The sequence below is a fragment of the Mesorhizobium sp. M0119 genome, assembly GCF_040322615.1.
Lineage (GTDB): Bacteria > Pseudomonadota > Alphaproteobacteria > Rhizobiales > Rhizobiaceae > Mesorhizobium.
Genome location: NZ_JAMYTU010000001.1, coordinates 105,434 through 117,332 on the forward strand (window position 1 = coordinate 105,434; position 11,899 = coordinate 117,332).

At 61.1% G+C, this 11,899-nt stretch carries 8 protein-coding genes and 1 pseudogene; all 9 read left to right on the forward strand.

Annotated elements, in window-relative coordinates:
* Positions 1-36: 36 nt before the first annotated feature.
* The 9 genes and pseudogenes from NKJ40_RS00515 (at position 37) to NKJ40_RS00550 (ending at position 11,660) form a co-directional block, all read left to right on the forward strand.
* The gene (locus tag NKJ40_RS00515; protein ID WP_352463935.1) at positions 37-216 is read left to right on the forward strand and encodes a hypothetical protein; all 180 of its coding nucleotides are present in this window, start codon (positions 37-39) and stop codon (positions 214-216) included.
* The gene (locus NKJ40_RS00520; RefSeq protein ID WP_352463936.1) at positions 213-1,307 is read left to right on the forward strand and encodes an HlyD family secretion protein; all 1,095 of its coding nucleotides are present in this window, start codon (positions 213-215) and stop codon (positions 1,305-1,307) included. Before NKJ40_RS00515 ends, NKJ40_RS00520 begins: the two co-directional genes overlap by 4 nt.
* On the forward strand, positions 1,304-2,884 hold the full coding sequence (locus tag NKJ40_RS00525; RefSeq protein ID WP_352463937.1) for an MFS transporter: 1,581 nt from the start codon (positions 1,304-1,306) through the stop codon (positions 2,882-2,884). Before NKJ40_RS00520 ends, NKJ40_RS00525 begins: the two co-directional genes overlap by 4 nt.
* 442 nt (positions 2,885-3,326) lie before the next feature.
* Positions 3,327-7,145, forward strand: a complete 3,819-nt coding sequence (locus tag NKJ40_RS00530; protein WP_352463938.1) for a PAS domain-containing protein — start codon at positions 3,327-3,329, stop codon at positions 7,143-7,145.
* 347 nt (positions 7,146-7,492) lie between these two features.
* A pseudogene (locus NKJ40_RS31835) lies at positions 7,493-8,763 on the forward strand (MASE1 domain-containing protein); the annotation flags it as partial.
* Between the two features lie 87 nt (positions 8,764-8,850).
* The gene (locus NKJ40_RS31840) at positions 8,851-9,933 is read left to right on the forward strand and encodes a sensor histidine kinase (RefSeq protein ID WP_502903680.1); all 1,083 of its coding nucleotides are present in this window, start codon (positions 8,851-8,853) and stop codon (positions 9,931-9,933) included.
* A complete protein-coding gene (locus NKJ40_RS00540; RefSeq protein WP_352464251.1) occupies positions 9,933-10,574 on the forward strand; it encodes a response regulator transcription factor in 642 nt (213 codons plus the stop codon). The genes NKJ40_RS31840 and NKJ40_RS00540 overlap by 1 nt, the downstream gene beginning before the upstream one ends.
* Positions 10,575-10,576: 2 nt before the next feature.
* Complete coding sequence (locus tag NKJ40_RS00545; RefSeq protein WP_352463939.1) at positions 10,577-10,966, forward strand: response regulator; 390 nt, start codon at positions 10,577-10,579, stop codon at positions 10,964-10,966.
* Entirely contained in the window at positions 10,956-11,660 is a 705-nt protein-coding gene (locus tag NKJ40_RS00550) for a response regulator transcription factor (RefSeq protein WP_352463940.1), read from the forward strand. Before NKJ40_RS00545 ends, NKJ40_RS00550 begins: the two co-directional genes overlap by 11 nt.
* Positions 11,661-11,899: the final 239 nt, after the last annotated feature.

Here is an 11,899-nt window from a genome sequence, read left to right on the forward strand (position 1 = left end):
AGATGGGATGTTCGTCCGCGTGATAGCGGCGAGGCCGTGAAATCCGCGATCGTTCTGCAGTTCTGCTTTGTTGCAGAACCGCAGCTCGACGGAGACGTTCTCGTGAAACTGTACTGCGCACCGTGGGCTTCCAGCCTCGCCGAATATCTCGCTCTTCGGGAGGCGGATACCTCCTTCGACAGCGAGCGCATCGACCGGATGTCGAGGCAATCATGAGCCGAGCCCGCAAGATCGCAATCGCCATCGTTGCCCTCATGGTGATTCCAATGGCAGCTATTTGGAGCTGGCAGTGGTTCACAAGGGGCCGGTTCGAGGAAACGACCGATAACGCCTATCTCCGCGGAGACATTACCAGCATCGCTCCGAAGCTCGCCGGTTACGTCGTCAAAGTCGACATAGACGACAATGCCAGTGTGTCAAAGGGTGCTGTCCTGTTTCGCATCGACGACAGCGACTACAAAGCCAAGGCGGAGCAGGCGAAAGCCAACGTCGCCGCCCGGCAGGCGGAAATCGCCAACATCAAGGCAACTCGTGAACTGCAGGACGCATTGATCGCGCAGGCTGAGGCGCAGGAGCAATCTGCCGCAGCCGACCTGCAATTCGCCCGCGCCAACCTGAACCGCTACGTCACGCTGCAGAAGAACGGGACCGCAAGCGATCAGAAGCTGCAGGATGCGCAGGCCGGCCATGACAAGGCAAAGGCATCGCTGGATGGTGCAGAGGCCAATCTGCTGGCTCAAAAGTTGAAGCTCGGTGTCCTGGATGCACAATTGTCCGGTGCGCAGGCAGCCCTGTCGCAGGCACAGGCAGCGCTCGACCTGGCACTGCTCGACCTGGCCAACACCGTCGTGAGGGCCCCGGTCGACGGCATCGTCGGCAATCGCCAGATCCGTGTCGGCCGCTATGTCAACCCAGGGACAGCAGCCCTGGACATCGTTCCGGTTAACGATGTCTGGATCGTCGCCAACTTCAAGGAAACACAGCTGAAGCAGGTTGAGATCGGCCAACAGGTCCGTGTCATGGTTGACGAATATCCAGATCTGCAAATCGACGGCCTTGTCGACAGCTTCGCTCCGGGCAGCGGCGCGGCATTCAGCCTGCTGCCGCCGGACAATGCCACCGGCAACTTCATCCGCGTCGTCCAACGCGTGCCGGTCAAGATCAGGATGACGCGCAATCCGTTGCCCGGCCGCCTGGTTCCGGGACTCTCGGCTCGTGTTGCCATCACCGTCGGCACCAAGGATGCTCCGGCAGTAGCGCAGGAAATGCAGACAGGCGGGACAGCGGACGGGCGCTCAGCACAATGATGCACCTCGCCGAAACGGCGGCTGTGCAGTGCCATCCCGGCACCCTGCGCGCTTCCTTGATAGCAACCGGCGTTGTGCTGGCCGCCTTCATGGACGCGGTCGCATCCACTGCACTGTCCATCGGCCGGATCGACATGCTCGGCGACACCTACGCAACCTTGGACGAACTGGCGATGATCGACGTTGTTTTCATCGCGGCCAAGCTGACGGCGTTCCTTGTCGCTCCGCTTCTTGTGACGGCAGCCAGGCCGACCGCCTGCCTGCGCGCGGGGGTTGTCGCCCTTCTGCTGGCATCCGCGGCCTTGACGTTGTCGGTGGACCTCACCTGGATTTGCATCTGCCGCATTGTCCAAGGGCTGGCTGGCGGCACAGTTCTCGTCGCCGGCCAGACACTGCTGTTCTTTCGGTTCCCGCACCGGCATCAGCCGGTCGTTCAGGCGGTTTTTGCCGTAGGCGCCGTCATGGCTCCGACAACCGTCACGCCGGCCCTGCAGGGCTGGCTTGTCGATCATCTGACCTGGGAGTGGATATTCCTGAGCATCATTCCGCTCGGCATCGTCTCCCTTGTCCTGTTGGCGGCGGACGGCGATCAGGCCTTTTGGCGGAAAACCAGGTTTCCTGCCGTCGAGATATTGTTGCTCGGCATCAGCGCCGCGCTTTTGACCTACGTCCTGCTGCAAGGCAGCAGGTTCAACTGGTTCGACGACACCGACATCACCTTCCTTGCCGCAACCGGTGTGACGGCTGCCGGCCTCCTGGCCGTCTGGGAGACCCGCTTTCGTTCAGAAGGCTCACTGCTGGCCATCTCGCCCCTTGGCAATCCGGACTTTCGCTTTGGCCTTCTCGTCAGCTTCGTCGCCGGCTCTGCCCTTTCAGGCAGCGCCTATCTCATTCCGGCTTTTGCCCTCAACGTGCTCGATTTTACCGCCACGGGCGCAGGAGTGCTTCTGCTGCCCAGCGGAGCCATGCTCGCGCTTGGACTTCTGTTGTCCGGCTTCGTCATCCAAAGGACCGGGATGCGCCCGATCACGCTTGCGCCATTTGGCATTCTGCTCTTCGCAGGCGCCATGTGGCTGCTGTCCGCTTCGACGAGCGGTAGCGGATCACCGGACCTGACCCTTGCTCTGCTGCTGCGAGGATTCGGCCTCGGCCTTCTGTTCGTGGCATTGACACTGGTTACGCTGCAGGGCCTTGCCGCCAATGCGCTGCCGTTCGGCATCGGGCTGTTCAACTTCGGCAAGCAGGTGGGCGGTCTGACCGGCACAGCCCTCTTGCAAACGTATATTGATCACCAGAATGTCCACAATCGGACGATACTGGCGTCCCACCTCGTCAATGGCGATCCAGCCGTAGACCAGCGCTTGAGAGCCACTGCGAACGCTTTGGCGAACAGTGTCGACAGCAGTGCGGCGACCAAGGCCGCGCTGCCGCTGCTGCAGCGCGCGCTTGAGAAGCAGGTCGCCACGATCTCGTTCGACGAAGCTTTCTTCGCACTCGTCCTGCTGTTCGCGGTCGCTGCGCCCTGTCTCATTGTCGCCAAACAATTGCTCGGCCGCCAAGCCGCTCCGCAGAACTAAAACCGCGTCCACGCCCTATACTTTGGAACAGATGTATTGGTCGGGAGAGGCTTCCAGATTATCTCATGAGCCGTGTCAACTGGACGAGATAGGGATGACGAATGCAGGGGTTTTTCCGGTTTCGCTCTGCAGCCAACGGAGAGGCAGGCGAGGGTCTTACCTGTCCGGCGCGCGCTTTCCAGCGGTGAGTGGCGCTGCCACTCTTTGATGCGTCATTCCAGTCGCTCCTTGCACGAGGCGATCGTTACGCGCGCAGGAGAATCCGGCCTTTTCCAGCTTCCGTAAAGGCGGCCGCAGCACCCACATTCCGTGTAATACACGGATGTCCATGAGACGCGGGGGCATGGCGGTATTAGACTTGGGGCCGTGAGTTCGCCTGTCCAGATAGGGAACAAGTGCTATACGAAGCGCTGACAGTTCCTTTGTGCGGCAGGAGTAGCCCATGACAGCAGCGTCCAACTCATTTGACGAAACCGACTCCGAAGCATTGCGAGCGGCGCGGATCATCGAAAACGTGGTCGGTAACGCATGGGCGACCGACGCCGCCGGCAAATTCACCTACGTGACTCCGGCGGCGCTTTCGCTTCTTGGCATGACGTTGGAGGAACTCAATTCGCCTTCGGAAGAGGGCCGTTCCGGTTGGAAGCGGATAATCCATCCAGACGATTATGACGGCGCCGTCGCCACATGGCGTCGCTGTCTGCAATCAGGTGAGCATTACAATGTCGAGCACCGCATTTTGCGCCCGAGTGGTGCTTACGGTTGGGGGCGAAGTTCGGGACAGCCATTGCGCGACAGCCAAGGTCGTATCCATGCATGGTACGGTGCAGTGATCGACGGCGATGTTCCGTCCGTCGTCAGTAAGCGATTCGCGGATGTCGCCAATGCTGCGCTTGAGGAAAAAGCCGCGCCCGACGTACCGCATTCGCTGAGGGTTATTCATCCGGACGACCGGGCTGCGGCGGCTCATGCGGCCGCGCGCGCCTTCTGGACGGGCGTCCCACAAGTCACAAGACATCGGCAACTCCAGGCCGACGGTAACTATCGTTGGACCGAAACCCGCTCAGAGCCGGGGTACAGTGTAAGTGTCGATATCGACGATCTGGTGACAGACAGGGAGCCTCGGCCAACTACGACAGCGTCAGACCGGTCGGGCGAAAACGAAGCCGAAGCAATCCGGTCGGCGAGGGTCGTCGAGAGCATATTCGGCAACGGATGGGCATTCGATGCGGCCGGTAGGTGGATCTACCTGCACCCGTTTGCCCAGAATTCCCTCGGGGTGACGCTGGAGGATCTGAATGCTTCGTTGAAGGAGGGTCATACCGGCTGGAAGCGGTTGCTTCATCCGGATGACTATGACCAGATCGCCGCCGCATGGCGTCACTGCCTGGAGAGCGGCGATCATTTTAATGTCGAGTTTCGCTTTCGGCGCGCGACCGGCATCTATGTCTGGGCTCGAACCGCGGCACGACCAGTGCGCGACAGTCAAAGTCGTATCACGGGATGGTTTGGCATCGCGCTTGACATCGACGTTTACAAGAAAACCGTGGCGGCGTTGCGCTATCGGGAGCGTGAGCTCTCACAGCTCGTGGACATGGTTCCGAGCCACATCTGGCGGCTGGCTCCGGACGGCGAGCCGATTTTCTTCAACAAGCGCATGGTCGATTTCCTCGGCCTGAACGTAACGGATGCGGACAAGCCGGGGATGAGTCGGCTGGAGGTGGTCATAGAGACAATCCATCCAGACGACGCAGCAGCGTTCCGAAACGCGCTCCACCATTGCCTCGCCACCGGCGAGCCCTTCTCTATGAGACATCGCCTGCGCCGCGCCGACGGCGTCTATCACTGGATGTCGAGCCGGGCGGACCCGATACGGGATCAGGACGGACGCATCGTCCAATGGTATGGCCTCTGTCTCGACATCGATGATGAGGTGCGCGCGCAAGAGGCGTTGCGCGATCGGGAGCGCGAGCTCTCGCAACTCGTGAACATGGTCCCGGTCCAGATCAGGCGTCTGACGCCGGACGGCGAGCCGACCTTCTTCAACAAGCGCTTGCTGGACTTTTTCGGTCTGGACGACGTAGCGGCTTTGGACAAGCCGGGCATGAGCCGGCTGGCTGCAGTCATAGGGACCCTCGTCCATCCCGATGATGCAGCTAACTTGCTGGAGACGGCCCGCCACTCCTTCGCCACCGGCGACCCCTTCTCCTTGAAGTATCGTATGCGTCGTGCGGACGGTGCGTATCGCTGGGTTGATGGTCGCGGGGAACCGCTGCGAGATCAAAGCGAAGCGATTGTGCAATGGTACGTAGTTTCCATCGACATCGACGATGAGATGCGCGCACAGGAAGCGCTGCGCGATCGGGAGCGGGAGCTCTCGCAACTCGTGGATATGGTTCCCAGCCTGCTCTGGCGGTTGAGCCCAGAGGGCGAGCCGACCTTCTTCAATAAGCGCCTGATAAATTTTCTCGGCATGGACATAGCAGACACAGACAAGCAGGGCATGAGCCGGCTGACAGCCGTCATAAAAGCCGCCGTCCATCCCGATGATGCGGACAGCCTTAGGGAAGCGCTCAACCATTCCCTCGTCACCGGCGAGCGCTTCTCCAAGAAGTATCGCCTGCGGCGTGCGGATGGCGTCTACCGCTGGGTGGAAGGCAGCGCGGAGCCACTGCGGGATGAGAGCGCCCGCATCGTCCAGTGGTACGGCCTCTCACACGACGTCGATGATCAGCTGCGCGTCGAAGAAGCGCTGCGACGCAGCGAGCGGCAGCTTCAGCAGCTCATAGATACAGTGCCAATGCAGATCTGGTGCGTAACGCCAGGCGGCGAGCCAGCATACATTAACAAAACTATGGTGGACTATCTCGGCCTGAAGCTGGAAGATTTTGATGCTCCAGGATTGCCGAGCGCCATTGAAACCATCGTCCATCCGGAGGACAGGGCCGTATTGCTGGGAGCTCTAACCCATTCCTTCAGCACGGGTGAACCGTTCGAGCTGAAGTTTCGTAACCGTCGATGGGACGGTGCATACCGCTGGACTGAGGGACGCGCGGATCCGCTTCGCGATGAGAGCGGTCGCACAATCCGGTGGTACGGCGCCAATGTCGACATCCACGATTTTGTAATTTCTCAGGAAGCGCTGCGAGAAAGGGAGCGCTCGCTCTGGCAGCTCGTTGAAACGCTGCCGGCAATGATCGATTGCGCCGCGCCGGATGGTGAGCCGATATATCGCAGCCAGCAGCTCCGCGAATTCCTCGGCTACGACCTTGAAGAATTGGACGACACGGGAAAGTCCCGGCTGGCCGGCACACTCGACGCCGGCGTTCATCCCGACGACGTCGCGGGAGTCAAGGAGCAGTACGCCCATTCATTGTCCACCGGCGAGCCATACTCGCGGAAGCACCGTCTGCGGCGCTTCGATGGCGAATATCTCTGGGTCGACACGCGCGCGGCGCCGATGCGCAACGCCGAGGGTGCCATTGTGCAGTGGAATGTCATCTGCCTGGACATCGAAAATGAGGTTCGGGCGCAGGAGGAACTGCGTCTGGCGCAAGAGAGACTTGCGCGTGCGAGCCAGGCGGCGAGCCTTGCGGAACTCTCTGCTTCCATCGCGCATGAGGTGAACCAGCCGCTGGCCGCAATCGTCGCCAACTCCAACGCATGCCACCGGTGGCTGTCCGCCGAGCCTCCGAACGTCGAGCGCGCGAAGATCACGGCCGGGCGCATCATTCGGGACGCTAACTCGGCGGCGGATGTCGTCAGCCGCATCCGTGCCTTGTTCAGGCCATCCCTTGAAATGAGAACCAGCATGCCGATCCCAAGTGTCATTGCCGAAGCGCGTGACCTCATGGCCGAGGAAGCCATGCGGCGTCGCGTGCGCATGGATGTCGACATCGAAAGCAACCTTCCGCTCGTCGCGTTCGATCGCGTCCAGATCCAGCAGGTCTTGGTCAATCTCATCCGCAACGGCGTGGAGGCGATGGACGCCATTGCTGGCGACAAGGTTCTTGGGATACGCGTGCGCCGGATAGAGGACAAAATCCAGATCGATGTCAGCGACCGCGGCCCAGGAGTCGAACATCCTGACAAGATATTCGAGTCGTTCTTTACGACGAAAGGGAACGGAATGGGCATGGGGCTCGCGATCTCCCGTTCGATCGTCGAGTCTCACGGCGGACGCCTTTGGGCGGAGAATAGCGTGCCGCGTGGGGCGACATTCATCTTCACCCTCCCGGTTGAAGCGAAAGCTGCGCAATAACTGGCGGCGCTCAGTAAGCGCTTGGTTTTTTCGGCTCTCGGTGAAGGGGCGCCGCCGCCCCGTGCAATGCATGGATTTCCATGAGGTGCGGTTGGGGCGTGGCGGGACTAGGGTGGCGACGTGAGTCCGTCAGCCCAGTCCAGCTATCAAGAGCAAGTGCTACACGAAGCGCCGACAATCTCCAGATTTTGTTTGTCCGTCAGGGGCACCCGATGACGACAGCGCCCAACTCATTTGGCGAGACCGATTCCAACGCAACGCGCGCGTTAACGCATGACTTGGACCGATCCGGACCGGGAAGTGGCCGACCTTTCGCGACGAATGAACCGGGCCTGATTCGCGGCAACATGATCAGCGATCTTGAAAGAGGCAGGTTGTCGCGCGTCTGGTCGCACCGTCCCCAACTCTTGCATCTGGGGCTTTTTATTACGGCTTATGTCCTGGGCTGCGGATTCGCCCAGTCGCTCGCAATCATACCTGGAACAGGGATTTCCATTTGGCCTCCGAGCGGGCTGTTCATCGCTACGCTTGTCTTCGCCTCCAGGTATAGCTGGCCGTGGTGGGTGCTGGGGGCCTGTCTGGCAGAACTGTTCAGCAATTTCAGCCCGCGGCTTTCTTGATCTTTGCCGGCAACGCTCTTGAAGCGGTGGCCGGCGCATGGCTCGTGAACCAGACCTGCAAGCGCCCCGTTCGGCTGGAAACCTTGCGCGACGTTCTCGCATTCGTCGTACTGGCCGCTGGAATTGCGCCAGTCGCAAGCGCGACGGTGGGAAGTGCGGCGCTTGCGTGGTTTGGCATACAATCGCAAACCTTTGCGACGGCTTGGCCGCTGTGGTGGATCGGAGACGCGACGGGAGTCCTGATCGTAGCGCCACTGGCGCTGGTCGTATTCCAGAACTGGCGCGGCAAGGCGCAGCTCTCGGCAGCGCGGTGGATGGAAGCTTGCGTCCTGGGGCTGATCTTTCTTGGTATCGCCGCCCTTTCCTTGAGCGGCTATCTGCCCTTCGCCTACATCATCATGCCGCCTCTTCTTTGGGCCGCGGTGCGCTTTGAGTTCAGAGGCGCCGCCGTAGCATTGACCGTCCTCGCTCTGATCACGGCGGTATTCACGATATCCGGCGCCAGCCAATTTGCCGGCGATCCTGAGTCCCAGAAGCACAACCAGATCATGCTGCAGCTTTTTCTGGCCATCTCGGCATTTTCGGCGCTCGTCGTGGCCGCCATATCCCGGCAGCATCAGGCAGCGGTGCTCACCTTGCGTGAAAGCCTTGAGGCATTGGGCGACCGGGAGCGGGAGCTCTCGCAGCTTGTCGACATGGTTCCGAGCCACGTTTGGCGCCTGAGGCCCGATGGCGATCCGACCTTTTTCAACAAGCGCATGGTCGACTTTCTCGGCCTGGACGTAACGGATTTGGACAAACCGGGCATCAGCCGGCTGGCGGCGATGATAAAGGCCGGCGTCCATCCGGACGACGCAGCAGCATTCGGCGATACGCTCAGTCACTGCCTCGCCACCGGCGAGCGCTTCTCCATGAGGTATCGCTTGCGCCGCGCCGATGGCGTCTATCACTGGATGTCGAGCCGGGCAGAGCCGATGCGCGATCACGCTGGCCTGATCGTGCAGTGGTACGGCCTCTGTCACGACATAGACGATCAGATGCAAGCCGAAGAGGCGCTGCGGCGGAGCGAATTGCAGCTTCAGCAGATGATCGACGCTGTGCCGGTCCGCATCTGGAGCGCGGTGCCGACCGGCGGGCCGGTCTACTTCAACAAACGATACCAGGACCATTTCCGCTCGGTGATCGCCAATTTCGAAACACTCGGAGAGCCGCGCATCGAGGAATTGCTGCAAGAACTGGTTCATCCCGAAGATGCTCCCGAGGTGCTGCGCACGTTGCTTAACTGTTTCGAAACAGGCGGCGGTTCCGCGATGCGGTTTCGCTGGCGCGAAACAGATGGCTATCGCTGGGCGGAGTGCAGGGTTGAACCGCGGCGTGATGAAGACGGGGCGGTTGTGCAATGGTACGGAGTTTCCCTCGACATCGACGAAGAGGTGCGCGCGCGGGAAGCGCTGCGACAAGCCTCCGACGAACTCGCGCAAGCCACTCAGGCTGCAAGTCTCGCCGAGCTTTCCGCTTCGATCGCGCACGAGGTGAATCAGCCGCTGGCCGCGATCGTCGCCAATTCCCATGCATGCCACCGTTGGCTGGGCGCCGTCCCGCCGAACGTCGAACGTGCGAAGATTACGGCCGAGCGCATCATCCGGGACGCCAATTCGGCGGCGGACGTCGTCGGCCGCATCCGTGCACTGTTCAAGCAATCCACCGAGACTAGGACCAATGCGACGCTCAGCAGTGTCATCGCAGAGGCACGCGACCTCGTGGCCGAGGAAGCGATGCGGCGGGGCGTTCGCATCAGCGTTGATGTCGGAAGCGACATTCCGCTAATCGCGTTCGATCGCGTCCAAATCCAGCAGGTTCTGGTCAATCTCATCCGCAACGGCATGGAGGCGATGGACTCTGGTGCGGACGACGGAGCTATCAGCATCCGCGTGCGCCATATCGGGGATGTTGTCCAGACCGAAGTCAGCGATCGCGGCCGGGGCGTCGAGTTTCCCGACCGGATATTCGAACCGTTCTTCACCACGAAAGAGCAAGGGATGGGCATGGGACTGGCGATCTGCCGTTCGATCATCGAGTCGCATAGCGGGCGTTTATGGGTCGAGAAGAACGAACCACGTGGAGCGACGTTCATCTTCACGTTGCCGGTTGAAGCGAAAGCGGCGTGATGACGACGGACTGCCAAATTGTCTTCATCGTAGATGACGATGAACGCATCCGGGAGGCGCTCGGTGAGCTGCTGGCCGCACACGGTATGCGTGCCGTAGCGTTCGGATCGGCGGGCGATTATATCCGCGCTGACAAGCCGGACGTCCCCGCCTGCCTCATCCTCGATATCGAGCTGCCGGATATTAACGGCCTCGATCTGCAGCGGCAGATTGCCGAGGGCGATCATCCGCCGATCGTCTTCCTGACAGGACATGGCGATATCCCGTCCTCGGTGCGTGCGATCAAGCACGGTGCCGTGGATTTCCTGACTAAGCCCTTCAGCGATGCAGACCTCATGGCCGCAATCCATGCAGCGATTGCCCAGGATCGGGCACAGCGATCGGAGCGCGCCGAGCTGGGCGTGTTGAAGCAACGTTATCTCGAGCTGACGCCGCGCGAACGTGAGGTGCTGCCGCTGGTGGTCAGCGGCCTGCTCAACAAACAGGCGGCCGCTGAACTGGGGATCAGCGAAGTTACGCTGGAAATTCATAGAAGGAACGTCATGCAGAAGATGGTCGCGGCGTCGCTCGCCGACCTCGTGCGCATCGCCGAGCGATTGGGAATACCGATCACGCACTCGCGCCGGGCAGGGGGGAGCTGAGGGTGAGCAAGCGGAGGCCTGTCGTGGCGATTGTCGACGATGACCCAAGACTGCTCGAGTCGCTGGAGGACCTTCTGGAGTCCGCCGGCTATGTGGCCCGCAGCTTCTCGTCGGCGAGGTTGTTGCTGGTCAGCGGCCTGTCTGGATTGGACATGCTTATCACCGACATCGGGATGCCCGGCATGGACGGCTTTGAACTTCGTGACTTGGTCAAGAAGGCGCGTCCGGACCTGCCTGTGTTCCTGATCACCGGCCGCCACGAGATAGTGGATCAGCACCGCGCCAAGGGCATTGGCGGGCTTTTCCGCAAGCCGTTCGATGGCCAGGCACTGCTTGCGGCGATCGGCGACGCTTTACGCAACCCAGAAACGGAGGCTAAACATGAGAGTTGACCAATTGCCCTTACCGAGATCGACGCCGTCATCACAGCAGCGAAGGGCTGAAGCCGAGCAGCCGCTGGTCATTATTGTCGATGATGATGCCTCTGTTCGGGAGGCGCTGTCTGAACTGATCCTGTCGGCGGGTTTCCTGCCGGTGTGCTTTACCTCAACCCGTGAATTGCTTGACGCCGGCGTGTTGGAGAGCCCCGGCTGCTTGATCCTCGACGTGCGCATGCCGGGGACGAGCGGTCTCGATCTGCAGCACCATCTTGCGAAAAACGGCAACCCCAAACCCATCATCTTCCTGACCGGGCATGGCGACATCCCGATGACTGTCCAGGCGATGAAGGCCGGCGCCGTGGACTTTCTCACCAAGCCGGTGCGGGATCAGACGCTGCTTGACGCCGTGATCGCCGGCATTGCGGTGGACGCCAAGCGGCGGGCGGATGCCGTGATCGTCAAGCGCAACATCGAGCGCGTCGAGACGCTGACGCCGCGCGAGCGCGAGGTTCTGCGTGAAGTGGCGCGCGGGCGCCTCAACAAGCAGGTCGCCTTCGACCTCGGCATCAGTGAAGTGACGGTCAAGCTTCACCGCGGCAATGTCATGCGCAAGATGGAAGCCGCTTCCATCGGTGAGCTGATCCGGGCGTGGGAAACGCTGCCCGCGCCGATGCGCGAGGCCGGCGCGGCCAAGACTTTCGAATAGGGCCGAACCATGCCTCCGTCCGATAGGATCGCCCGGCGGCGGGCGCTTCTTCGCTAAGAAAAGCTTGCCCAGGACGATCCGGACTCAGGAAAACCTTTATAGAGCTTAGAGCGATAACCGCCGCGCGTAATCTGATGTTGACGCTGCACAGCCAAGCTTCTGCCGCGCATCGCCCGCTAGCAGCGACGCATTGGGAAAGCTTTGGAGCGGCCCTATCTCCATCACGACGACTATCGCTA

Coding starts and splice junctions, on each gene's coding strand:
- NKJ40_RS00520 (WP_352463936.1), top strand. CDS start 213: ATGAGCCGAGCCCGCAAGATCGCAATCGCCATCGTTGCCCTCATGGTG.
- NKJ40_RS00525 (WP_352463937.1), top strand. CDS start 1,304: ATGATGCACCTCGCCGAAACGGCGGCTGTGCAGTGCCATCCCGGCACC.
- NKJ40_RS00530 (WP_352463938.1), top strand. CDS start 3,327: ATGACAGCAGCGTCCAACTCATTTGACGAAACCGACTCCGAAGCATTG.
- NKJ40_RS31840 (WP_502903680.1), top strand. CDS start 8,851: ATGATCGACGCTGTGCCGGTCCGCATCTGGAGCGCGGTGCCGACCGGC.
- NKJ40_RS00540 (WP_352464251.1), top strand. CDS start 9,933: ATGACGACGGACTGCCAAATTGTCTTCATCGTAGATGACGATGAACGC.
- NKJ40_RS00550 (WP_352463940.1), top strand. CDS start 10,956: ATGAGAGTTGACCAATTGCCCTTACCGAGATCGACGCCGTCATCACAG.